23 protein-coding genes are annotated in these 23,329 nt (G+C 70.9%); 10 read left to right on the top strand and 13 right to left on the bottom strand.

The window, feature by feature from the left end; genetic code table 11:
• Positions 1-1,043 precede the first annotated feature (1,043 nt).
• Entirely contained in the window at positions 1,044-2,204 is a 1,161-nt protein-coding gene (locus OG406_RS01885; protein WP_443067041.1) for a TDT family transporter, read from the top strand.
• Positions 2,205-2,513: 309 nt separating this feature from the next.
• Here OG406_RS01885 and OG406_RS01890 read toward each other — a convergent pair whose 3' ends face one another.
• The 4 genes from OG406_RS01890 to OG406_RS01905 form a co-directional block, all read right to left on the bottom strand.
• Positions 2,514-2,993 carry a DUF6884 domain-containing protein gene (locus tag OG406_RS01890; RefSeq protein ID WP_267049791.1) on the bottom strand — a complete coding sequence of 160 codons (480 nt, stop codon included), beginning with the start codon at positions 2,991-2,993 and terminating at the stop codon, positions 2,514-2,516.
• 66 nt (positions 2,994-3,059) lie between these two features.
• Positions 3,060-3,437 carry a YybH family protein gene (locus OG406_RS01895; protein WP_164375852.1) on the bottom strand — a complete coding sequence of 126 codons (378 nt, stop codon included), beginning with the start codon at positions 3,435-3,437 and terminating at the stop codon, positions 3,060-3,062.
• A gap of 103 nt (positions 3,438-3,540) precedes the next feature.
• Positions 3,541-4,254: an SDR family NAD(P)-dependent oxidoreductase gene (locus tag OG406_RS01900; protein ID WP_266850137.1), complete on the bottom strand. Its 714-nt coding sequence runs from the start codon at positions 4,252-4,254 to the stop codon at positions 3,541-3,543.
• A 258-nt stretch (positions 4,255-4,512) separates the two neighbouring features.
• Positions 4,513-5,436, bottom strand: coding sequence for a LysR family transcriptional regulator (locus OG406_RS01905; RefSeq protein WP_164375850.1), 924 nt, complete (start codon positions 5,434-5,436; stop codon positions 4,513-4,515).
• 198 nt (positions 5,437-5,634) lie between these two features.
• Between OG406_RS01905 and OG406_RS01910 the strand changes: the two genes are divergently transcribed.
• Together OG406_RS01910 and OG406_RS01915 are read left to right on the top strand one after the other, a co-directional pair.
• Positions 5,635-5,937, top strand: a complete 303-nt coding sequence (locus tag OG406_RS01910; RefSeq protein ID WP_081224324.1) for a muconolactone Delta-isomerase family protein — start codon at positions 5,635-5,637, stop codon at positions 5,935-5,937.
• A gap of 146 nt (positions 5,938-6,083) precedes the next feature.
• Positions 6,084-7,265 carry a YbfB/YjiJ family MFS transporter gene (locus tag OG406_RS01915; RefSeq protein ID WP_329190612.1) on the top strand — a complete coding sequence of 394 codons (1,182 nt, stop codon included), beginning with the start codon at positions 6,084-6,086 and terminating at the stop codon, positions 7,263-7,265.
• Between the two features lie 76 nt (positions 7,266-7,341).
• Here the strand turns inward: OG406_RS01915 and OG406_RS01920 are convergent, their stop codons facing one another.
• Entirely contained in the window at positions 7,342-7,962 is a 621-nt protein-coding gene (locus tag OG406_RS01920) for a TetR/AcrR family transcriptional regulator (protein ID WP_267049790.1), read from the bottom strand.
• A 57-nt stretch (positions 7,963-8,019) separates the two neighbouring features.
• Between OG406_RS01920 and OG406_RS01925 the strand changes: the two genes are divergently transcribed.
• Positions 8,020-8,757, top strand: a complete 738-nt coding sequence (locus OG406_RS01925) for a transporter substrate-binding domain-containing protein (protein ID WP_329183523.1) — start codon at positions 8,020-8,022, stop codon at positions 8,755-8,757.
• Between the two features lie 66 nt (positions 8,758-8,823).
• On the opposite strand, the gene OG406_RS01930 is transcribed toward OG406_RS01925, so the two are convergent.
• Positions 8,824-9,543: a TetR/AcrR family transcriptional regulator gene (locus tag OG406_RS01930; RefSeq protein ID WP_164375847.1), complete on the bottom strand. Its 720-nt coding sequence runs from the start codon at positions 9,541-9,543 to the stop codon at positions 8,824-8,826.
• Between the two features lie 116 nt (positions 9,544-9,659).
• Here OG406_RS01930 and OG406_RS01935 point away from each other — a divergent pair, with 116 nt between their 5' ends.
• Complete coding sequence (locus tag OG406_RS01935; RefSeq protein ID WP_329183525.1) at positions 9,660-10,877, top strand: saccharopine dehydrogenase family protein; 1,218 nt, start codon at positions 9,660-9,662, stop codon at positions 10,875-10,877.
• 48 nt (positions 10,878-10,925) lie between these two features.
• On the opposite strand, the gene OG406_RS01940 is transcribed toward OG406_RS01935, so the two are convergent.
• Positions 10,926-11,444: a GNAT family N-acetyltransferase gene (locus tag OG406_RS01940; protein ID WP_329183527.1), complete on the bottom strand. Its 519-nt coding sequence runs from the start codon at positions 11,442-11,444 to the stop codon at positions 10,926-10,928.
• Between the two features lie 141 nt (positions 11,445-11,585).
• Here OG406_RS01940 and OG406_RS01945 point away from each other — a divergent pair, with 141 nt between their 5' ends.
• The 3 genes from OG406_RS01945 (at position 11,586) to OG406_RS01955 (ending at position 14,989) form a co-directional block, all read left to right on the top strand.
• Positions 11,586-12,332, top strand: coding sequence for a DUF1838 family protein (locus OG406_RS01945; RefSeq protein ID WP_329183529.1), 747 nt, complete (start codon positions 11,586-11,588; stop codon positions 12,330-12,332).
• 126 nt (positions 12,333-12,458) lie between these two features.
• Positions 12,459-13,013: a dihydrofolate reductase family protein gene (locus OG406_RS01950; protein WP_267049785.1), complete on the top strand. Its 555-nt coding sequence runs from the start codon at positions 12,459-12,461 to the stop codon at positions 13,011-13,013.
• Between the two features lie 1,337 nt (positions 13,014-14,350).
• A complete protein-coding gene (locus OG406_RS01955; protein WP_329183531.1) occupies positions 14,351-14,989 on the top strand; it encodes a VOC family protein in 639 nt (212 codons plus the stop codon).
• Here OG406_RS01955 and OG406_RS01960 read toward each other — a convergent pair.
• The 3 genes from OG406_RS01960 to OG406_RS01970 all read right to left on the bottom strand — a co-directional run bounded on the left by OG406_RS01960 (position 14,982) and on the right by OG406_RS01970 (position 18,236).
• The gene (locus OG406_RS01960) at positions 14,982-15,410 is read right to left on the bottom strand and encodes a hypothetical protein (protein WP_329183533.1); all 429 of its coding nucleotides are present in this window, start codon (positions 15,408-15,410) and stop codon (positions 14,982-14,984) included. The genes OG406_RS01955 and OG406_RS01960 overlap by 8 nt on opposite strands.
• A 168-nt stretch (positions 15,411-15,578) precedes the next feature.
• A complete protein-coding gene (locus OG406_RS01965) occupies positions 15,579-17,156 on the bottom strand; it encodes an N-acetylmuramoyl-L-alanine amidase (RefSeq protein ID WP_267049781.1) in 1,578 nt (525 codons plus the stop codon).
• A gap of 330 nt (positions 17,157-17,486) precedes the next feature.
• Entirely contained in the window at positions 17,487-18,236 is a 750-nt protein-coding gene (locus tag OG406_RS01970; RefSeq protein WP_203661991.1) for a D-Ala-D-Ala carboxypeptidase family metallohydrolase, read from the bottom strand.
• 234 nt (positions 18,237-18,470) lie between these two features.
• Between OG406_RS01970 and OG406_RS01975 the strand changes: the two genes are divergently transcribed.
• Together OG406_RS01975 and OG406_RS01980 are read left to right on the top strand one after the other, a co-directional pair.
• Complete coding sequence (locus tag OG406_RS01975; RefSeq protein ID WP_267049780.1) at positions 18,471-19,508, top strand: helix-turn-helix domain-containing protein; 1,038 nt, start codon at positions 18,471-18,473, stop codon at positions 19,506-19,508.
• Between the two features lie 109 nt (positions 19,509-19,617).
• A complete protein-coding gene (locus tag OG406_RS01980; protein WP_329183537.1) occupies positions 19,618-20,958 on the top strand; it encodes a DUF1254 domain-containing protein in 1,341 nt (446 codons plus the stop codon).
• Between the two features lie 12 nt (positions 20,959-20,970).
• On the opposite strand, the gene OG406_RS01985 is transcribed toward OG406_RS01980, so the two are convergent.
• The 3 genes from OG406_RS01985 to OG406_RS01995 form a co-directional block, all read right to left on the bottom strand.
• Positions 20,971-21,573, bottom strand: coding sequence for a GNAT family N-acetyltransferase (locus tag OG406_RS01985; RefSeq protein ID WP_164375838.1), 603 nt, complete (start codon positions 21,571-21,573; stop codon positions 20,971-20,973).
• Positions 21,570-22,688, bottom strand: coding sequence for a ThiF family adenylyltransferase (locus OG406_RS01990; RefSeq protein ID WP_329183539.1), 1,119 nt, complete (start codon positions 22,686-22,688; stop codon positions 21,570-21,572). The genes OG406_RS01985 and OG406_RS01990 overlap by 4 nt, the downstream gene beginning before the upstream one ends.
• A 204-nt stretch (positions 22,689-22,892) precedes the next feature.
• Positions 22,893-23,222: an N-acetyltransferase gene (locus OG406_RS01995; protein ID WP_203661987.1), complete on the bottom strand. Its 330-nt coding sequence runs from the start codon at positions 23,220-23,222 to the stop codon at positions 22,893-22,895.
• Between the last annotated feature and the right edge of the window lie 107 nt (positions 23,223-23,329).

Consider the following 23,329-nt stretch of genomic DNA (forward strand, 5'->3'; position numbering starts at 1 on the left):
CCGGGAATCCCCGTGCCGGACGGCCCGCGGCGGACCAACGTCCGTGCGGGCAGAGGGCCGTGACCACGCAGCTCGGGGCAGGGCCTGCCGCCCGCGGACAACGGTTGCCGGCAGGGGCCTGCCCCGCACGGGCAACGCTTGACGGTCGTGGTCGACCGCGGAGTGAGGTGCGCCGACCCTTCCGGCTTCGGGGGCTGTTCCGCGCTCGTGCCTACGGCGCGCCCCGGAGGGCGCGCGTGATGTCCGGCCGTGGAGACGGTCCGGCAGCAAGGTGGTACGCCGTCAGGTGGGTGGGGCCCATCCGGCGTCTGGGGGCAGCCGTGCTGGTGATGCCACTACGGCGACAGGGTCGTGCCGCACGGGTTCATGGGTCGCCCCGGGCACGGCGGATCCTGCCGAGAACGGGAGTGCGCATCCGGGCGGAGCCCCTGGTGGGGCAGGGAGCGGTCGTCGGGCTCCGCAAGGCGGCGCTGCACCTCACGTCGTCCCACGCGAGGCGCCCGAGCCATTTTGTTAGCGCTAACAATTTGGTGCGTTGTCGAGCAGGAGGGGTGGATGCTCGAGTGGCACAGACGCTAAGCCGCGCCCGTCGGGCGCGCAAGAGCTTCTTCCGACTCCCCCGAAACACGCCTGAAATCAACGCTGTTCGGCGTCCGACGCAGGGCCGGAGGCGTCCGTCGCAGGGCCGGGGGCACCGGGCCCCGGGCCTCCGGGATCCAGGCTCTCCCGGGCGCGGAACGGCGTCGCAGTAGGACGCGGGAGCTGCGCCGGGACGGTACAGGGAGAGCCCCAGCCCCGCGACATCGGCCGGACTGGCGAACCGGCGCCCCGATCGGCCGACGATGCGCTCGGGCGCGGACGAGATCGACGTCGGCCCTCAGTGTGAGCCGTACAGCGCTCAGATCAGGACATGCGCGACGGTACGGCCCCAACCCGACCATAGGGTTCGAGGAATGAATTCCTCCCCGTCCGCCCCTCCGACGGCGCTTACGGCACACAGGACGACGCGTCCGCCTCTCGGTCCCAGCTGGTTCGCCGCCGTCATGGGCACCGGCATCGTCGCCAACGCCGCGGTCACGCTGCCGTGGACCTTCCCCGGTCTGCGAACCGGCGCCATGGTCGTCTGGCTGGGCGCCGCGCTCCTCCTGGTCCTCCTGGCCGCCGGATACCTGCGGCAGCGAGCCCTGCGGCTTCACGCCGGTGATCCGGTGATGGCGCAGTTCCTGGGGGCGCCCCCGGTGGCGCTGCTCACGGTGGGCGCCGGGGCGCTGCTGCTCGGCCGCCCGCTGATCGGAAGCGAGGCGGCGCTGGGCGTGGACTGGGTGCTGTGGTCACTCGGTACGGTGCTCGGCCTGGTCACCGCCTGCACGGTCCCGTATCTGATGGTCACCCGGCATCGCTTCGCACCGGACGCCGCGTTCGGGGGCTGGCTGATGCCTGTAGTGCCGCCGATGGTCTCGGCCGCGACGGGCGCCCTGCTCATCCCCCACGCACCGGCGGGTCAGCTCCGCCTCGCCCTGCTGCTGGCCTGCTACGCGATGCTCGGACTCGGCCTCATCGCGGCGCTGCTGGTGATAGCGCTGATCTACGGCCGCCTGATCCATCACGAGGCACCCTCCGGAGCGGTGGTGCCCACGGTGTGGATCGGCGCCGGTGCCCTGGGGCAGGCCGTGGCGGCCCTCGGCGCACTCGCCGCGGCGGCGCCGAGCGTGCTCCCCGCGCCCTACGCGCAGGGGACCGTGGTGTTCGCGCTGCTGGGCGGGCTCGGCGTGTGGGGCTTCGCCATGCTGTGGCTCACGCTCGCCGCGGGGCTGACGGTACGGACGATCCGGACCGGCCTGCCTTTCGCGGCCACCTGGTGGTCCTTCATCTTCCCGGTCGGCGCCTGCGTGACCGCCGGCAACTCCCTTGCCGCACAGACAGGTTCGGACGCGTTCAAGTGGATCGCCGTGGCGACCTACGGGCTGCTCGTCGTCGCCTGGATCGTCGTGGCCGGGCGGTCCGCCCTTCACGCCGCCGAGCACCTGTGCCACAGGGTGGTCGCCGGCCGTGTACGTCATCCCGCCGTCGGGACGTCACCTCGCGGAGACGGGACCACGCCGGTCACGGAAGGCGTCGACGCCGGCGCGCGTCCGGCCACGGAGGCCCGGAGGCCCGGCCTCGACCCCACGGCCGAGATCGTCGTGGCCGCCGACGAGCGATGACCGCCCCGGACCGTTGACGGCGGGCCCGCTCCGATCGCCGGAGCGGGCCCGCCATGACTGTCGCCAGATGTCCCCCTGAGATCCGCGTGTCCTCCGTTCCGAGATCGACTAAGGGAACCGAGCCGATCGGGCACCCCTGCTGTTTCTGCTCCAACCACCGCTGCGCACACGGCTCGTCCGGGGCGGGCGGCACCGTGGCTCTCGCCGCCGGCACGGGCCGTCGCGCCGACGCTGCTGTGCCGCCGTGGGATGGGGTGTCCCCTCATCCGCCCCGTGGGCCGTGCACGCAGGGCTGTCCGGTCTGCCCGTTCACAGAGGTGACGGGTCCGCGTTCCGCCGGACAGGTGCGGCTGTGTGTTTGCGCATCGCGGCGAGTCGGGCCATCTGCTCACCCATGCCGCGCGTCCCGGCCAGGGGACTCAAGGCCCCCGGCCAGACGCTGCGGACGAGGCTCACATGCCGGGCGCCCCCGAGGGCCACGACGGGAGTCCCGAGAAGGGCACCCCGCCCGCGCGCCTGCTCCAGGAGTGCGTCGGCCGTGATGGAGCCGGCGGCGCCGTGGGGAGTGTCGTACGGCTCGACGACGTCGTCGAGGTCGAGCAGGCCGTACCGCGCGGAGAGGATGAGCAGCCGGCCGGGCTCCAGAGCCTCGGCCGCCCTTCGGCACGCGCGGTGGTAGGAACCCACGTACAGGTCCCCGGCCGGTGCGCGCCGGTCCAGCTTGCGGCTGCCGCACGGGATGACGACCAGTTCGGGCTCGAAGCAGTCGAGATGGTCGTTCACTGCCATGCGTGCCGTCCTGTTCCGGTGCGTGTGCCCGTGTGTGCGGTGGCGGGCGGCAGGGGCCGACGGTCCCTACGGAAGGCGGGACACGTGGTAGTGGGCGATCTGCCAGTCCTCGGCCGTCCGGCGTACGAGGACGCTGAGGTTGACGCCGATGGTGGGGCGGTCGGTGAAGGAGAAGTCGACGGCCAGGTAGCCCAGTACGAGGTCCTGGGAGAGCCGCCTGGTCTCGAGCACCTGGTACGCGGCCTCCATGCCGAGGGGCTGCGCGTCGTAGTAGGCGGCGACCCCTCGTCTCCCCGTGCTGTAGGGGTGGAGCCCCTGGAAGATGGCGTCCTCGGTGAACTGGGCGGCGACCTGCTGGGGCTCGTGGGCGTCGACACCGGCCTTCCACCGGTCCAGGACGTCACGCAGGATCGCTTCGTCGTCCTTGGTCTTCGTGGTGTCCATCAGGTTGCTCCTGCTGTTCGGGGCGCGAGGCCTGCCGGTGTGGTGGACGGTGCGGGGTGCGCGACCGGCGACACCCCACACCTCCAAGGGTGGACCCGCCGGGTCAGTGACCGGCGCTCATCCCACCGTCCACGTGGAGGATCTCGCCCGTGACGAACGGCGCGTACTGCAGATACATCACCGCGTCGACGATGTCGGAGGACTCGCCCATACGACGGACCGGGTGCAGTCCCGCGAGAGCCTCGTGCGTGTCCTCGGGGTGCATGGGGGTCTTGATGGTGCCGGGCGAGACCGCGTTGACCCGGATCCCGCGCGTGGCGTACTCGATGGCGAGGGACTTGGTGGCGGACTGCAGGCCACCCTTGGTCAGCGAGGCCAGCGCGGACGGCACCCGGGCGTCGGCGTTGTCGACGAGGCTGGTGGTGATGTTGACGATGTGGCCGCCGCCCTGCGCGAGCATCTGCTCGATGGCGAGCTGGGTGATGTGGAAGAAGCCGGTGAGGTTGATGCCCGTCACGGCCGCGAAGTCGTCCGCGGTGTAGTCCGTGAACGGCTTGGCGACGAAGACGCCCGCGTTGTTGACGAGCGCGTCGATGCGGCCGAAACGCTCGATGGCGGCGGCGACGACGCGTTCCGCCGTCGCGGGGTCGGCGATGTCGCCCTGCACCGTCAGGACGTCGATGTCGTCGGTGGGGGCGATGCTGCGGGACGTGCCGACGACGGCGTAGCCCTGCTTGCGGTAGGCGGCGAGGAGGTCGGCGCCGATGCCCTGAGAGGCGCCGGTGATGATCGCGACCTTCTGGTCCTGAGTGGTCATGGTGACGTTCTCCGTGCGATAGAGCGGCCCGTCCGCTCGATGCGGGACGGTTGTCGACTGATTCCGGTTGGCCGATTTACTAGCCGACCGGTCGACTAATGCGAAGGTAAGCGATCCCCGCGCTTCCGTCCACGGTCGGCGGCGCTCTCCCCGGGACCGGGTTCCTCCCAGGTGATAGGCGCAGACTTTCAGCCCAGGTCAGGCGGTTCCGCCCCAGCCGACCGAGGCCGGCTCCTGTTCAAGGGGGGCGTGCGGGGGCTACTGCCGGTACGGATCGCAGTCGGGCAACCAGGCATCCGCCGCGTGGACACCGAGGTCACCGACGCCGTCGCACAGTGCGTCCATCGTGGAGAGGACCGACGAACGGACCTCGTTCCGGCGCCGGACCAGGGACCAGGTCCAGTGGATCTCGGGCCCTACGACGGCACGTCGGACCAGGTCGGACGGCAGCGGTGTGGTCTGCCCCTTGGGCGAGTTGATCACGGGCCCACCGATGCGCCGGACGTGATCGAAGAAGGCGGGACCGGTGATCCCGCCGTCGGAGATACGGACGGCGCGCGCTCCGGTGCCCTTGGCCAGCGCCTCGGCATAGGCGTTCCAGGACGACCACGAGGTGGTGTCGTCGTCCAGGAGTACGGCGCTGTCCGAGGCACGCACCTCTCCCGTGACATCTCCTGGGGCGACCGCGTAGAGCCGGTCCGCGCCGATCAGGCGGGCCCGCAGGCCGAGCTCGTCCAGGGTGCCCGTGGGTACCCAGCAGATCGCCAGGTCCAGGCTTCCGTCGGCGACCCGTCCGGCCTGGGCGTGCGAGGGCGCCACCCAGGCGTCGATGTGGACCTGCGCCACGGCTGCGGTACGCGCGGTCAGGTCCGCCGGAAGCCAGTTGACGTAGCCGAGGCGGACGGGTTCCGAGCCGGACAGCCGGCGAGCGCGGAGCTGGAGTTCGTCGGCGCCGTCCAGGAGGGCGCGGGTGTGGGGCAGCAGAGCCGATCCGGCGGGGGTGAGAGAGACCGAGCGGCGGTCCCGGTCGAACAGGCGCACGCCCAGGTCGCGTTCGAGGGCCTTGATCTGCTGGGACAGGGACGGCCCGGCGATCAGGAGACGCTCGGCGGCCCGGCCGAAGTTCAGTTCCTCGGCGACGGCGACGAAGTACCGCAGCTGGCGCAGTTCCACACGGGTCATGCTACGTCGGTGGGAGGGTGCGCCTACCAGCAGGGAGCCGGCCGGTCGTGGCGCTCCCGCGGGAGCGGGCGGAGGATGGACACATGGGTGCCCGAGAGCGGGTGAACGCGGTGCTTTCCCTCGGAGGGAGGCCGCTCGCTCACACCTGTGCGTCGAAGGCGTCACCGACCGGACCGCCTCACCGAACGGAGTACGACCATGCGTGAGTTCCTTGTCGAGATCACCACGACCGTCCCGGAGGGGACCCCGCAGGAAGAGGTGGACCGGCGGCGGGCCGCCGAAGCCGTCCACGCACGCGAACTGGCCGCCACCGGCCACCTGGCACGCCTGTGGCGCCCGGTCGGCGAGCTGCGCAGCATCGGCATCTGGCGCGGAGACGACGAGGACGACCTCAGGGAGAAGGTGCTGGGCACCCTTCCGCTGAGCCCGTGGATGACCTTCGAGGTCACACCGCTGGAATCCCACCCGAACGACCCGGGGAGCGCGGACACGACGGCGTGAGCCGTCCCCTGCCGGAGGTCCCTCGTGCAGCTCCGAGGACCTTCATGTCGTCGTGCCGTCCCGTCACGTCCACCGCCACGGAGCTCGCCTCGCGACACTCGGCATGGGTCCACGTCCTCCAGGCCGCCGCCGCACTCGCGGCGGGCATGGGCGTCGGCCGGTTCGTGTTCACCCCGATCGTCCCCCTGATGCACACCCAGGCGCGACTGTCCCCGGGCGCGGGCGCGCATCTGGCCACCGCCAACTACGTCGGCTACCTCGTCGGGGCACTCGCCGGCATCCTGGCGCCCTCCCTGGTCCGCTCCCCCGCCCTCCTGCGCGCGAGCCTGGTCGTCCTGGTCGGCAGCCTGGCGGCCATGCCCGCGACCCACAGCACCGTCCTGTGGATGGCGTTGCGGCTGCTGGCAGGGGTGGCCAGCGCGCTGGTCTTCGTCATCGCGGTCAGCTCGCTCCTGAGCCACCTGCGCGAGCATCCGGCCCACCTGACCGGCTGGGCGTTCGGCGGTGTCGGCGCCGGCATCGCCCTGTCCGGCCTGCTGGTCCTCGCCGTGCGGTCCTTCGCCGACTGGCGGGCCGCCTGGTGGGCCTCGGCCGTACTCGCCGCGTTCCTCTCCGTCGTGGCGTGGAACCTCCGCCCCGAAGGCGCACCTGAGCGATCGGCCGCGACGGCGGTGCCCGACCCTGCCGGCGGCCGTTCACGGAGGGCACGCACAGGGCGCTGGTTCGCCGCCCTGTTCACCTCGTACACCCTGGAAGGTGTCGGCTACATCGTCGCCGGCACGTTTCTGGTCGCCGCGATCGAACAGGGCTCACCCGGTTGGATCGGCAGCGGCGCCTGGGTGGTGGTCGGTCTGGCCGCTCTGCCGTCCTCCGCACTGTGGGCCTGGCTGGGGCGTCGTTGGTCCCGGCCCGGTCTGCTGTGTGCCGCGCTCGTGATCCAGGCGGTGGGCATCGCCCTGCCCGCTCTGTTCGGCGGTGTGACGGCCGCCCTGATCTCGGCGGTCCTGTTCGGCGCGACGTTCATCGGCATCAGCACCCTCGCGCTCGCCACGGGCGCCCATCTGCGGTTCCCTCGGTCCGTCGCCCTGCTGACCGCCGGTTACTCGGTCGGGCAGATCGCCGGTCCTCTTCTCGTCGCGCCTCTGCTCCAGCACGGCTACCGACAGGCGCTGCTGCTGGCGTCCGGTGTGGTGCTCGCGGCTGCCGTGTCAGCGGCCGTCCTGCGGAGCGGGTTCCCGCACCGGATCGTCGCGGCGGAGCACGGCACGGGCGGCGGGCGAGCCGGAACCGCCCAGCCTGTCCCGGGCCCGGAAGGGCGGGCCGGCTGAGCCGTGCCCGAGGCGCCGCACGGTCCTCCGGGGACACCGGCCCTGAGCCGATCGGCGGCCGGGGGGGCGCCGGCCGTCAGATCCCCGCAGCGGACTCCTGCGGCATCGACGCGCCGAGCAAGGCCAGGCAGTTCGCCCACAGGGGGCCGAGCTGCCGGGTGTTGTTGTACAGCTTGGCGAACAGGACCTGGCCCTCCAGCTGGGCGACGACCGCCCGCGCGGCCTCCCGGCTGTCGGTCACCGCGATGTCGTGGCGGGCGAGCGCCTCGGAGACGACCGACTCGACCATGCCGACCTGCTCCTCGAAGATCGCCTGCAGCCGTGCCCGTACGGACTCGGTCTGGTTGCTCATCTCCAGCGTGAGGTTCCCGAACATGCAGCCCGACACGGTGCCGCAGTTCTGCTGACCGGCGAGCTGGGCGGCTTCCGTGTCCTCGAACAGCCGACGGAGCCGGATCAGCGGTTCCTCATCGCTGCCGAGGGCCCTCGCCCAGGCTGTCTTCTGTCCGGCCCACTGCTCGTCGATCACAGCGAGAGCGAGAGCCTCCTTGGACTCGAAGAAGTAGTAGAAGCTCCCCTTCGGCACGCCGGCCGCCTTGCAGATCTCGGCCACCCCCAGCGCCGAATAGCCACGCAGCTCGATGAGTGACTGCGCGGCGCCGAGGATCTTCTCTCTCGCGTCGCTGGTACGTCCCATGAGGGAAGTGTACGACCGGTCGTCTATCGATGTCGGGTCTGACCTAGACTCCGCCCCATGGAGATCACGACCGCTTCCGTCGTTGAGGATCTGGCCCCGGCCGGTGCACTGAGGGCCTCCATCAACCTGGGCAATCCCGTCCTCGCGCAGGGCACGCCCGCCGAGCCCCGCGGGGTCACGGTGGACATCGCGCGGGAGATCGGCCGGCGTCTGGGAGTGCCGGTGGAGCTGCTGTGCTTCGACGCGGCGCGCACGTCGTTCGAGGCGATGGCGTCGGGCGCGGCGGACATCTGTTTTCTCGCCGTGGAACCGGCGCGCGAGGCGGAGGTCGCGTTCACCGCCCCCTACGTGGTGATCGAGGGCGTGTACGCGGTGCCCGTCGGCTCCCCCCTCACTTCGGTCGCCGAGGTCGACCGGCCCGGCGTCCGGATCGGGGTGAAGCACGGCTCCGCGTACGACCTCTTCCTGACCCGGACCCTCCAGCGGGCAACGGTCGTCCGCGGTGACGAAGGCGTGGACGTCTTCCGCACGCAGGGCCTGGAGGTCGCCGCCGGGATCCGTCAGCCTCTGGCCGGGTTCGTGGCGGCGAACGCGGGCGAAGTCCGGCTGATCGAGGAGCGGTTCATGGAGATCCGGCAGGCGGTGGGAACGTCGCGTCAGCACGCGCCGGAGACCGTACGGTTCCTGCACGACGTGGTCGAGGAACTGAAGGCGGACGGTTTCGTGACCGACGCGCTGCGCCGCTCCCACCAGTCGGAGACGCTGGTCGCACCGCTCGCACGCACGCGCGGCTGAGCCGGGGACGCCGGCCCCGAACCGGGCTGCCGGTCGGTCCGGACGCCTCCGCACGCCGGTCGGGAATCAGGCCCTGTCCGGGGACGGCGACCGCGTCAGTTGCGCGGCGGCGCTGTCCAGCAGCATGTCCAGGGCTGTCGGGTAGGCGCTGGTGACCATGCGGGTGGCGAGGAGCGGAGCCGCCTCGGCGATACGGGGATGCGTCGTGGCGGGCAGCCGGGCGTACGTGGACCGCCACATGGCCTCGTCGGCGCGCAGCGCGGCACTGGGCAGGGCGAGCGAGGCCGCGTCGAGGGCGGCGAAGGCGAGCGTCTGGTCGATGAAGGCGTGGTAGATCCGCACGGTGTCGGGCAGCGGAAAGCCTGCCGTGCGCAGCAGTTCCAGGACCATCTCGTCGGCCGCCAGCTCGTTGGCCCGGCCGCTGACACGGCTGGTGGTCAGCTGGGCGGCCTGCGGGTGGGCGACGTAGGCGGCGTGGATGCGCAGCCCCATGGCCCGCAGGTCGGCCCGCCACTCCCCCGTCGGCTCCCAGCCCCGCAGTGCCTGGCCTATGAGCGCGTCGGCGATGGCGAGGGTCAGGTCGTCCATACCGCGGAAGTAGCGGTAGAGCGTGCTCGGGTCGCAGTCGAGCGCCAGGCCGAGGCGGCGCGCGGTGAAGCCGGCGCTCCCGTGCTCGCGCAGCATGCGCAGTGCGGTCTCGACGATCAGTTGTTCGGAGAGCACGGTGCCGCTGCGGGTGGGGCGGCGGCGGCGCCGTTTCTCCTCGGGCACCACGGGTTTCGCCACGGTAACCTCCGGGTGGATGCTTACGCCAACGCCATTGACCTTACGTGACGGCGGGGCGTTGTATCTCACCGAGGGGCGCGCCTCGTTCTCCGTAGGACCGACAGGGAGTTCTTGCCATGCGTGTACTGCTCGTAGGAGCCGGTGGTGTGGGTACCGCGATCACCCGGATCGCGGCGCGACGTACGTTCTTCGAGGCGATGGTGGTCGCCGACTACGACCCGGCCCGGGCGGAGGCCGCCGTCACGGCGGTGGGCGACGACCCGCGGTTCGTCGCGGCCCGCGTCGACGCGAGTGACACCGCGGCGGTGGCGGAGCTGCTGGCCCTCCACCGTTGCGACGTCCTGCTGAACGCGACCGACCCGCGCTTCGTCATGCCGCTGTTCCAGGCGGCGCGTGCCGGCGGCGCGAACTACCTCGACATGGCGATGTCGCTCTCCCGGCCGCACCCGGAGCGACCGTACGAGGAGTGCGGGGTCAAGCTCGGCGACGGCCAGTTCGCGGAGGCGGAGGACTGGGAGAAGGCGGGCTCGCTCGCACTCATCGGCATGGGCGTGGAACCGGGCCTGTCGGATGTGTTCGCGCGGTTCGCGGCCGACGAGCTCTTCGACGAGATCGAGGAGATCGGCATCCGTGACGGCGCGAACCTCACCGTCGACGGCTACGACTTCGCGCCCTCCTTCAGTATCTGGACCACCATCGAGGAGTGCCTGAACCCGCCGGTCGTGTACGAGGCGGACCGCGGCTGGTTCACCACCGAGCCGTTCAGCGAACCCGAGGTGTTCGACTTCCCCGAGGGCATCGGTGAGGTCGAGTGCGTGAACGTGGAGCACGAGGAGGTGCTGCTGGTGCCCCGCTGGGTGGACGCCCGGCGCGTCACCTTCAAGTACGGCCTCGGGAACGAGTTCATCGAGACGCTCAAGACGCTCCATCTGCTCGGGCTCGACCGCACGGAGCCGGTGACGGTCGCCGGAGCCGACGGGCCGGTCGCGGTGTCGCCGCGGGACGTCGTCGCGGCCTGTCTGCCCGACCCGGCGACGCTGGGTGAGCGCATGCACGGGAAGACCTGCGCGGGCACCTGGGTCCGCGGCAGCAAGGACGGCGCACCGCGCGAGGTGTACCTCTACCACGTGGTCGACAACCAGTGGTCGATGGCGGAGTACGGCAGTCAGGCCGTGGTCTGGCAGACGGCGATCAATCCCGTCGTCGCCCTCGAACTCGTCGCGAACGGCACCTGGACCGGTGCCGGCGTCCTTGGGCCGGAAGCTTTCCCGGCCCGCCCCTTCCTGGAGCTGCTGACGGCGTACGGCTCCCCGTGGGGCATGCGGGAGCAGTGACCCGCGGGGCGGGCGGTGACGCGCCGCGCCCGGTCCCGGAACCGGTCGTCACAGAGACGTGGCGTGGACACGGACGGGGAGTCCTGACCGGGAGACGGCCTCCCGCTCGAACGGGAGCCCGATCTTCGCGGCGACCCGCTGCGAGGCGAGGTTGTCCGGTCGGACGATCGCGATGAGACGCGTCGCGCCGAGGGCGTCGCGGGCGTGATCGCGGCAGGCCCGCGCCGCCTCGGTCGCGAACCCGTTCCCCTGGAGGTCGGCCCGGACGTGGTAGCCGACCTCCAACTCCGTGACGCCCTCGATCTCCTGAGGTGTCAGGCCGCAGCCTCCGACGAACTCTCCGGTGGCCCGGAGCGAGACCAGCCAGAGTCCGAACCCCTCCTGCTGGTAGAGACGCTGGTTCCACTGAATCCAAGCCAGGGATTCCTCCCGGGTTCTGGGCCTCGGATAGTGGCGCATGACGTCCGGATCGCCGAGGAGTGCGGCCATGTCGTCGAGGTCGCCCTCGGCCATCTGCCGGAACGAGAGCCTCTCGGTGGGCGGCGGACCCTGCTGGTGCCGGTTCACGGGCGCTCCTTCATCGTGGTGGCCGAGCCGTCGGCCGCGCGGGCTGCCGGGTCCTCGGGAGCGGCCTGTTCCGGTCGCTCCCAAGACCCGATTGCGGTGAATGTCGTCCGGCAGGGGCGGCCGTCGCGCAGAGTACTCCGTATGACGACCCCCGCTGAGCTGCTCCGTTCCCTCGCCCGCACCCGAGCGTCGCTCGACGGCGAGGAGGTCACGTACTGGTGGACGGGAGACGTGTACTCCTGGTCGCCCGACGAGCCGTACCAGCGCGTGTTCGGCTTCGAAGGCATCAATGTCGCCCGCCTGATCCAGGACCCCGAGGACGGCCCGGACGCGTACCGCCTGCTCACCCGCGAGGCCGCCTTCTACCTGGATCCCGTCACCCGCGACATCCTGGAGACCTGGCAGGAACTGCCGGTGGTGCACGTCTGGAACGATCCCGCCAACCAGAAGTGGCGCCCCTTCCCGGTCCCGACGACCGACCTCGGTGACCAGGTCTGCTTCAGTCTGGAGATCCCCCTCTCCTACCCGTCACCCCTGCCGGTGGCCCAATACCCCGTGCACTCGGCCGGCGACACCTACAAGGCATTGGAACTCTTCCAGTTCTTCGCCGACCGCGCCGACCTGGCCGGCACCGCGCCCGGCGTCCCCGCCACCATGTCGTGGACCCGTATGTCGCCCTGGCTCCCGTGGATGGCCCGCGGTCCGCGCCCGGGCGGCCTCACCTACCACTGCCGCGGCCGCAAGCTCAGCTCCTCCGCTGAGGTACCCGAACGCATCCGCGCCTACATCGCGGACCACCACCCGGAGTTCGCCCAGGCACCGGAGAAGTGGAGCGAGCCGAACGAGACGAGCTGGACGTACTTCCGCAGGCTCAATCCGCCGGCGTAGGTACTCGGGCCGGGGCGGCGGCCCTGGGCGACCGCCCCGGCCACTCCGACCGATTCCTTTGGGAGCCGGCCCGGGTCTCTTCATTCGACAGGGCCGGATCGGCCGGCCCCGAGGACGGAGACCGTCATGCGCAAGCTGATCGCTGGATCATTCGTCACCCTCGACAACGTCGTCCAGGATCCGGGCGGGTTCGGCGAGATCGATCGTGGTGGCTGGGCGCTGGAGTACTTCGACGAGGCCTCGCGCCGCCGCGCCACCGACGCGCTGTTGGCGAGCGACACCTTCCTCCTGGGGCGAGCGACGTACGAGACGCTCGAGAAGGCGTGGTCGAACAACACCGGCCCGTACGCCGAGGCGATGAACGACCTTCCCAAGGTCGTCGTCACGAACACGCTGAGGGGCCCGTTGCCCTGGAACGCGACCGCCCTCCCCGGTGACGCGGCGCAGACGGTCGCCGACCTCAAGCAGCAGCCCGGCGGCACCATCGTCATGTACGGCAGCTTCACCCTGATGCGAACGTTGCTGCAGCACGAGCTGATCGACGAACTCAACCTCAGCGTCCACCCCGTCGTCGTCGGCGAGGGCCGGCGCCTCTTCGACACCGCGCTGCCGCACGGGTTGACGTTCGCGGCGGCGACCCCGAGTGCCACGGGTGTCGTGACGCTGACCTACACCCCGTAGCAGGTCCGCAGAGCCGGCAGTTGCCCTCATCCCCCGACAACGCCACCACCAGAACGGGACTACGGGCTAGAAGATGTGGGCTCGTCTCTGCAGTGTTCGGTCGCCGTGGATCTCACGCAGCCACGGAGTGCGTACGTCGGGAAGCCGGGCCAAGGCGTTCCGGAAGGTCGTCGGATCGATCCGGAAGAACCGATCAGGTCGGGGTGCGGCCGGGTCGTCACGCAGGACACCGGTCGGCATGGTGCCCGACGCGGGCACCGGTAGGTGGACTTCGGGAAAGGCCAGCCATCGCCAGATCCCGAACGGAAGCGGCACCGGACATGCCGAGGCGGTGGGACTGTCCGGTGCCCACACTTCGCCTGTCTGGGGATGGGCCGGCACGAGAAGGATCGCGGCATCAACGTCGGGATCGGGGCACCCGGGGCCGGCTATGACTGCCGTGCGCTCTGGTGACCCGTCGGGCAGGAGCACGTCCAGGGCGCGTCGGAACACGGCCTCCGCCAGGCCTCTCGGGACCGTGACCGGGTATCCCGCCGAGGCCGCCAACAGCTGAACGAGGACCGGCCCGGCCGCAGCTTCCCACTGGGGATTCCAGGACCACCAGCCCGCCGAACCCGACCTCCACCCCGTCGTGATCGGCACGCATGGGGGCGTCCCGTCCCACTCCGTCATCAGTTCCGACCAGGAGAGGGGCGCGGAGTCCGGGCCCGCAACGGGCAGTCGCCGCACGGCGTCAGGGTCCAGCCATACCGTCTGCCAGGAGGAACAGTCATCGATCCGGGTGGCCACGGCGAGTCCGCAGCCCACGCAGTCCATATTGGGGCCGTCGCTCCCTCCGATGCCGCAGCAGAAGCCACCACCCCTCGCCGGGATCAGCTCGGTGCCGCGGACATCGCCGGGAGCGACGGCGATCGCGCCGGGCCCACCGTCGGACAGGATGTCGACCGGCGCGTGGATTCCGCGGGCTCGCGCCTCGTCCGGACCGACGTCGTTCCCCTCGCGCCATGGTGGTCCCCAGGGCTCCGGGTCCACGGCGAACGTGCCCGGCGCCATGAGCACCGGCAGCTGAAGGCCGTTTCCGTACTGCTGATGAGCGTGTGCGGGCAGGACGACTTGGGACAGGGGAACGGTCAACTCGGCGCCACAGTCGGCGCACACGAACACGAACAAACGTCCTCCGCCTCGGAAAGAGAGGCATCATCGCATCCAGGCGCCGACCGGCCCATCGAATTTCGACGGGTCATGATCTGGCCCTCCGCAGGCTGCCGGCGGGGGGGCGACCGCGGGGACCGGGGGACAATGAGCAGCCCCCGAATTCGACGGAGTGAAGGAAGCGGATGCTGACCGGGATCGTGATCGACGCGCTTGATGTGCGACGTATGCGTCGCTTCTGGCTGGAGGCGACTCGGGGGCGGACGAACGGCCTCGAAGTGCGGTGTGTGGCAGCCTCGGAGCCGAGGGCCGCGCACAAGAACCGGCTTCACCTCGACCTCGCGGGTGGGGTGCACTGGGAGGCCGAGGTGACGCGCCTGCTCGGGCTCGGCGCGACGCGGGTGGACATCGGGCAGGGGGATGTCCCGTGGGACGTGCTGGCCGATCCGGAGGGCAACGAGTTCTGCGTGCTGCGCCCTGGTCACCCTGGTGTGATCGCCGACTCCGGGCTCGTCGCGATCTGCCTGGACGTCGCCGAGGGCGATCGCCACGCGCAGTCGGCCTTCTGGCAGGCCCAGGCCGACTGGCGCACGGTCGAGGACCACGACTGGGGCGTACGCCTGCGCAAGGAACCCACCAGCACCGTCTCACTGGTGATGGGACCACCCGCCACACCGAAGGCCGGCCGCAACAGACTGCGCCTGGAGGTCAGCCGGCGCGCCGGGGACACGGGCGAGTTCCACGACCCGGGCGACAACGAGTTCCACGTCAGGGGCGGAGCTCTTGTTCCCGTACCAGCCGCGCGCCCATCGTTCCCTAGGTGACCCGCCGCATACTGTCGGCGCCGAAGCCTTCCCAGTCGATCGTCATCGTCGACGCCGTGAGTCCGTAGACCCGACCCACAGCCCGGTCCGTGTTGCCGTCGTCGCACTTGAGCCTGACGATCTGCACACCGTCCTGCCTCGTCACCCTGCCCCGGCAGTGATGCTGACCCATCATCTCGGCTCTCAGACCGGTGACGTGGAGCACCATCGGTTCGAGGTCCGAAGCAGTCCATTCGCCGACGAGCGTCGCTGCCGCACCGTCGCTGGTGCCTTCAGCGCTGGGCGTGGGTACCACGCCACTTGCGGTGGACGGGGGCGTCGACGCGGAAGACTTGGCGTCCTCGGCCCCGGCATCACTGCATCCGGCCAAGGCAACAAGCGTCGCCGCGATCCCGGTAGCCCTCTGCATTCGCTTGGCCACGTCACCCCTCACAAGTACCACCCTCAAGGCCAGCGACAGACAGAAGCGCTGGTCAGCGGGCTGAGAGTAGCAGCACACCGAGCCGGCATCTGCACCGTCCCGCAGGCCCCCACTCGACAGGGCCGCGGCGCGGGAGTGATGCGCCGCGGCCCTGCTGTAAGCCTTCGCTCAGCGGCCCGCCTGCAGGGCGCCCCAGGTGGCCGGGCCGACCTGGCCGTCGACACTCAAGGAGCGGCTGCTCTGGTAGTCACGGACCGCCTGTTCGGTGCCCGAGCCGAAGTCGCCGTCGGCAGAGACGGTGCGGCCGAGGGCGGCCGTGAGGGACCTCTGGAGTCGTTGGACGTCGGCGCCCGTGCTCCCTTGGCGGAGCGCCGGCACGGTGCCGGCGGAGAGGAGAGCCGTCCAGGTGCGGGCGCCGACGACCCCGTCGGCGCCGAGGCCGCGGGCCTGCTGGAAGGAGGTGACGGCTGCGGTGGTCTTCGAGCCGAAGCTGCCGTCCACGGTGCCCACGCTGAAACCCTGTGCGTTGAGGAGCGACTGCGCCGCCGACACCTGGGCTCCGGAGGAACCGGCGCGCAGGGTGTCGTACGACGGGAAGGTCAACTGGACGCCGCCTCCGCCTCCGCCGCCGGTGCTGCCGCCCACCAGTTGCATGTAGTACGTCCAGTTCCAGTTCGGCCCCGGGTCCGTGTGGTCGTTGCCCGGCACCTCGGAGTGGCCGACGATGTGGGCGCGGTCCTTGGGGATTCCGTAGCGGTTGCACAGGTAGGCCGTCAGGGCCGCTGACGAGCGGTACATCGCGTCCGTGAACCAGGTCGGGTCGTCGATGTAGCCCTCGTGCTCGATGCCGATGCCCGTCGCATTGCCCGAACGGGCGTGCCACGCCGTGTCCTTGTCACGGACCATCTGGGTGATCTGGCCGTCGGACGACCGCACGACGTAGTGGGCGCTGACCTCGGCCGTCGGGTTCTGGAACCAGCTGATCGTCCCGGCGTAGGAGCCCTGCGTGACGTGGATGACGACCTTGCTGATCGAAGCGGTGCGGCCCACGGCGTAGTTGGACGTACTGGCCGGGACCCACAGGGCCGAGGGATAGTCCGGGCTCTGCGCCGCCGGCGCCACGGCCGCTTCGTAGGCGCCGCGTTCGGGTGCGACGGGGCGAGCGGGAACGGTCAGCTCCTCGCCGTCCGGCGTGCGGGCCTGTACGCCGTCGGCCAGGAAGGTGTAGACGGTGTCGGCGTAGAGGCGGGCGGAGGAGGGTTCGGTGGCGCCGCCGTATCGGGCGACGATCGGGTACCAGGCGTCCGCGTCGTGCCGTTGGGCTCGGCCGAGGCCCGCGTCGTCGGCGTAGGAGCGCAGGACGGCCGCTCCGCCGCGGATGTTCGACGCGGTGTTCTCGCGGAGGTCGCGAGGTGTGTCGCCGGTGATCCGCGCGGCCAGTTCGAGGGTGTGCTGGTCGGGGTTGCTCACCAGGTGCATCACCCCGTAGCCGCCGGCCTGGCTCGGAAGGCCGTCATGGTCGTCGAGGTGGGTCTCTCCGTATCCGAGGGCGACGAGGACGTCGCGCGGTACGTCGAACTCGGCCGCCGCCCGGGTGAAGTCACGGCTCACCGGTCCGGGAGCGGATCCGCCCTCGGGGCGCGGCCCGGCCACGGCGGGCTGTACCGCGGTGACGAGCACGGTCAGCGTGCCCAGAACGGCCAGGGCCGCGCGCAGTTGGAGAGGGCGGGTCGTTCTGCGGTTCATGCGTGTGCCTCCGGTGGGGACTGGGGCTTCGGGCGCGCGGTCGCAGAGCCCGTGGCTTCGGGAGGGAGGGCGAACAACAGGTCGCGAAAGGCGATGCACATTGCACCGTGCACATTGCAGGCGATGGCCGCCGGTCTGTGAGCTGTCGGCATGACGGGCTACGGGGACGGCGGACCGCCGGCGCCGGTGACGTCCACGGAGCCTGGCCCGGCCTGCCGGAGTCGATCAGGCCAGGCCTGGCCAGGCCGCCCCCCGCTCAGGTCCGAGTCGGGTCGGACCCATGGCGGAGTCGGGTCGGTTCGCGTCGGACGAACTCAGCTCCACAGGTCCTCAGATGGTGCCGTTCTCCCACCACCAGGCCCGGCCGAGGTCCGCGCGGCTGTCGACGTGCTGGTGGTCGACGGTGTACGTCTCCAGGCCGGAGAAACCGCAGGTCTCCGCCTTCTGGTACACGGTGCGGTTGGCCACGCCGGGCACGTCGAGGTCGGCCGCGGTGCCGTACAGGTGCATGCTGTCGCTGGCCCCGCCGATCTCGGCGTTGTGCGCGATGCTGCGGAAACCGGAGTTGACGGTGATGGCCGTGTTGCCGAGCTTCTTGCGCAGCGCCTCCAGCTTGTACATGGCACGCCGGGCGTTCTCCTTGGCGGCGGCCGCGCTCACCTTGCCGCCGCTGAAGGTGCCGCTCGAACGGTCGGTGAACTCGCTCCAGTTGAAGTGGGCGGTCGAACCGTCCGACTGCTCCAAGGCGTTGAGCTGAGCCTGGGTGGCGGGTCCGGCGCTGCCGTCGGCGGACAGGCCGTAGGCGGCCTGGAACCGGCGGACCGCGGCGGCCGTGCCCGGGCCGAAGTCACCGTCCACGCTGACCCGGGAGTGCCCGGCGGAGTCCGCCGCCCAGCCGGCGACCCGGATCTGCAGCTCCGTCACGTCCGCTCCGGTCGCGCCCTGGTTCATGGTGCGGGTCCAGTTGTAGGCCTGCGCGGTGCCCGACAGGAGGAGAGGGCCGGCGAAGACGCCGAGGGTCGCGGCGAAGGTTCCGCGCAGGACGGCGCGACGGTTCGGAATGCGCTGGGGGGAGGTCATCGTGATTCCTTCGGGGACGTGGCGGCTTGGTGGGTGTGGTTCGTCAGTAGGCGATCTCGACGCGGGCGGTGGCGCCTGGTTCGGGGGCAGACGAGGAGGCGGGCGGGGCGTGGGGAACCGCGTGTCGTTCTGTGGGGCCGGTGCGACGAAGCGAGTTCATGCTCCGGCCTGCGCCTCGAACTGTCATGCTCATTCGAACGTGCTGAAATGTCGCAGGCGGAAAGGGTGTTGGCCGTGCTTCGCTTCCACTTCTCTGCTGAGGATCTGGCTCGGACCCGGGTCGCCGCCGCCCCGCACCCGCTGTGGGAGATCGCCGCCAGCCTCCACCGCTTCCAGACCCCGGCGGGCCGCTGGGCGTACGCACACTGGTACCGCCTCGCCCGTGAGCGCCTGCGCGAGGCCGGGCTGGAGGATGTGGTGCGGCGGGTCCTCCTGCCGCTGTTCCCGCGTGCTTCCTACTTCCCCGACTTCCTGACCCCGTTGGAGGGCACGGCTGGCCTCGAAGCGGGTCTCGAGGCGATCCTCGGCACCCCGGCCGACCAGGTCGCGACGGAACTCGCGGCCCTCGCCCGGGTCACCCGGATGCCCGCCTGGCTCGGCCGCCTCACGGAGCAGGAGACCCGGGGCGAGCTGGCGGAGATACTGCGCGCCTACCACCGCGCCGTCATCGCCCCGCACGAGGAGTGGATGTACGAGAGCCTGCACACCGAGCGGATCCGGCTGGCCCGTCACCTGCTCGACGGGGGCACGGAAGGCCTGCTGGGCGGGCTCGGGCCGACGGTCCGGTGGAAACACCCGAGGCTGGAGATCAGCACCTATCCGACGGAACACGACATCCGGCTGGAGGGCCGCGGACTGCTCCTCATTCCGTCGTACTTCTGTTGGAAGGGGCCGATCTCGCTCGCGGATCCGGGGTTACCCCCGGTCCTCATGTACTCCACCCACCAGGAGGCGCTCGGCGGGCCGGCCAGGACCGCGTCGGAGAGCCCGGGGTCGCCACCCTTGCAGGTACTGCTGGGCCGCTCCCGTGCGGCGGTGCTGCAGGCCGCCGCAGCCGGAGCGACCACGACCGAGGCCGCCCATCGAGCCGGCGTCACACCAGCCACCGCGACCCATCATACGACCGCGCTCCGCGACGCCGGACTCATCACCAGCCACCGCCACGGCAACACCGTGATCCACACCCTGACCCTGATGGGAGCGACCATGCTGAGCAAGAACCAGGCGGGTCCGCTCCAGGAATCCGCGTCGGCCCGTCGCCCCCACCTGTGATCCGCACCGGACGGCAGCCTTGCGGGTGGCTTTCCGATCTCCGTGTGGCGGGCTCTCCCGGGCCGGGGAACGATGGCGGTCGGGACTGGTCACGAGAGGGCGGTACGGAGTGTCGGATCTTGCGGAGCTGGCAGCGGAGGCGTACGTCTACGGCTTTCCGATGGTGGTCGACCTGGACGAGGTGGGCCGCTTCACCCGCGACGGCATGGGATCGGTGGAACCGGCTCCCTTCAACCGGTTCAGCCACGCGGCCGTCCTCGCCGGTCCGAAGGACACCTTCGTCAGTATCAACAACGACACCGTCTACTCGGTGGCGCAGCTCGATCTGAGCGGCGGACCGCTGCTGCTCCGGGTGCCCGACACCGGCGGCCGCTATTACGTGCTGCAGTTCGTCGACGCGTGGACCGACAACTTCGCGTACGTCGGCCGTCGCGCCACCGGCACCGCGGCGGGCGGGTTCCTGCTGGTCCCGCCGGGCTGGACCGGTGACGCGCCGCAGGGTGTGAAGACGATCACGGCGCCGACGACGGTGGCAACGATCGTGGGCCGCTGGGCCTGCGACGGCGTCGATGACCTTCCGGCCGTCCGTGCTCTCCAGCAGGCGACCACGCTGGAGCCCCTGGGGGCCGGTGCGCCGTGCGTCGGGCTGCCGGCCCCTGAAAGCGCCGTCGCCGAGACCGAGTTGGTGTTCTTCGAGAAGCTGCGCACATGGATGCGCGCGTTCCCGCCCGCGCCCGCCGACCAGGACTACCAGCAGAAGTTCGCGCCGCTCGGCCTCCTCGACCGCAGCAGCCCCTACGTCACGCCCTCCGCCGAGCTGGAGGAGGCGCTTCGAACGGGCTACCGGCGCGGCAAGGATCGCGTGGAGCACGCCACCACGCACGGCGCCGGCCCCGAGCAGAACGGGTGGAAGCTCACCTACGACGTCTTCAACTACAACCTCGACTTCTTCGAGGTCGGCACCGTCAAGTCTCCCCAGTGGGTCCTTCAGGACCGCGGCGCCGCCCGGACCGTACGCGCCGCGGCCGCGCGTGCCGGGCTGTGGGGCAACCACGGCTACGAGGCCGCCTACGCGATGGCCTGGGACGACGAGGACGGCAAGCCGCTCGACGGCACCCAGGCCTACACGATCCGCTTCGAGACGACCCCACCCGTGGACGCCTTCTGGTCGATCACCATGTACGACATGCCGCGGTACTACCTGGTGGACAACCCCATCGGCCGTTACTCCATCGGCGACCGGACCGCGGATCTCCACTACGACCGCGACGACTCGCTGACCCTCCACCTTCAGCCCGAGCGGCCCGCCGACCGGGCGGCGGCGGCCAACTGGCTCCCCACGCCGCCCGGTCCGTTCCGCCCCATCCTGCGGATGTACCAGCCGCACCCCGCCGTTTTCGACGGCAGGTACACGATCCCTCCGATCACTCGGCGGGAGCACCCGGCCTAGAACGGTTCACGCTCACGCGGGAAGCAGTGCGTCCCCTTCGAGGATCAGCCGTTCGGCGGCGCTGGCCTGCGGGATCCACTCGGGCGCCACGGCCGCGTACGTCGCCACGTCATGCCACTCGCCCTGGGTGTGGAACAGCTGGCGCAACGTCGCCTCGGGGCGCAGGCCCGCCGCGAACATCACCTCGCTCATGCGTGCGTGGTCCGCCCGGTGCCCGGCCCAGATGCGGTGCAGGCCGAGCCGGCCGAAGCCGTACGCCATGAGGAGCCGGCCCGCCTCGTGACCGTGACCGCTGACCGGCGCACCCGGCAGCAGCACCAGACTGGTCAGCATGGCGTTGCGCCCGTACTCCTCGACGAGGAGCCCCATGGTGCCGACCATGGCGTCCTCCCCCGGTGCGCACACGGCGAGGGTGTGCTTGCGGCGCGGCTGCACATAGGGCTGGGCGAGGCATTTGGCGAAGGCGTCCTGGGCCTGCCGGGCGTCCATGCGGTCGATGCCGAGGAAGCGTGTCAGCAGTCGGTGGGTGTGGATGCGTTCGAAGGGCGCGAGGTCGGTGGCCCGCATCTCCCTCAGCCACAGGTGTTCGCCGTGCAGTTCGGGGAGGTGGGTCATGCCGAGGCTCCCGCGCCGACGAGGGCCGGGACGGCGCCGATCAGCTCTTCGAGGTCGACGTAATAACGGCCGGAGGCCACCGGCCCGCCGAGCAGGATGCGCCGGGCGGTGTCGGTCACCAGGGCGCCGCCGAGCATCACGCCGCTGGCCAGTTGGGGCCAGCTCGAAAGGGTGCTGCCGATCCGGGCGAGGGCCTCGGTCATCGCCGGACTCAGGCGGCTCTCGTCGCAGATCCGGAGCAGGTACGCCAGGGTGCCGGCCGGGTCGAGCTCCCGTACGGCCTGAGCGGTGAGATCACCGCCGCGGCCGTGGAAGAGGGGGCGGTCCGGCTCGTCGTCGAAGCGCTCCACGTCCAGCAGCCCGCGGTCGTTCGCGTCCATGAGGACGGGTACGCGGTGGGCACGCGCGTACTCGCGGGCGGCCACCTTGATCCAGGGGGTGTCGCACTCCTCGATCAGAAGATCCAGGGGGTGCTCGTCATCGCCGAAGAAGCTCTCGATGTTCTCCTCGGTGATGCCCTCGTTCCACAGTTCGATATCGAGGTAGGGATCGATCTCGTACATCTGACGGGCGCAGAGAACGGTCTTGGGAATTCCGAGGTCGTGGACTCCGGCTCGCAGGCGATTGAGGTTGCTCAGCCCGAGCACGTCGAAGTCCGCCAGGCGGAACGATCCTCCTACGCCTTCCATCGCGCAGGTGAGCGCGGCACTGTTCCCGACGGACAGACCGATGACTCCGATACGGCGTTCCAGCAGGCGGCGCTGTTCGGTGTCCGTGATCTTGTCGCGGTTGCGGTCGGTGCGCACGCGCCGGAACTCCCGCTCGGGCAGCACGTGAACGAGACGCCCCGACCACGGGTACCAGACCCAGCTGCCGAAGTGGTGGCGTTCGACTCCACCGCACAACGCGTCGACAGCGGCGGCGTGTTGCTGGTCGGTGAGGGTCTCCCCGGGCCGCAGGCAGCTCACCAGTTCGGCGAGCTGGTCGTGGATGAAGTCGTGCGTCTCACGTACGGCGCCGGAGGCGAGCAGCGCGTCGAAGCGTGCGCGGTCGTCGCTCTCGCCCAGGCGATACAGCACGGGACGAGCGACGACGTCCGAAAGGTCGAGCGGCACGGAGCCGGACCGTACCTCTCGGGGAACGGGAACAGGGGAATTGATCACGAGTAGGGAAGTTAGCAGCGCGTGATCTTGGAAAATCGCCGATTCGGACGGAACGCAAACTCGAATTCATGCTCGAACTCTCACCTCCTCCGCACCGTTTACGAGGTCACGGTGCCGAAGCGTGACCGGTCGCGTCGCTTCGGGCCGGAGTCCTGGTCACATGGCCGTCGGGGCGACGACGCCGGGCCTGCCGTGGGAGCAGCGTCCGCCGGTCGACCTCGGGATGCGCATCCGGCGGAGCAGGGCCCGGGTGAGGCGGGCGTCGAGGGTGGTCCGCCAGGTGACGTCGGGGTGCAGGGAACGCAGGTGCGACAGTGCCCGCGTGCCGAGCCCGCAGTCGCGGAACGGTTCGTCCAGGACCACGTCGGTGATGACGCCTTCGGCGCACTCGTCGCACGCTCGATAGGTCACCAGTCCGATCACCCTGCGGACGTGCACCAGGAGCAGGCACTCGGCGCCGACGGTGTCGGGGGACGCGGACGGCATGAGCTCCACGTTCCGGTAGGCCAGCACCCTCCGATGCCAGCGGCCCCGGCGCCGTCCGGTGCGCCGGTGCCTTCCGGGTGCCGATACCGATGGCGCGCCCCCGTGAG

Origin of the sequence: Streptomyces sp. NBC_01428 (genome assembly GCF_036231965.1) — a bacterium.
In the GTDB taxonomy this organism is placed as follows: domain Bacteria; phylum Actinomycetota; class Actinomycetes; order Streptomycetales; family Streptomycetaceae; genus Streptomyces.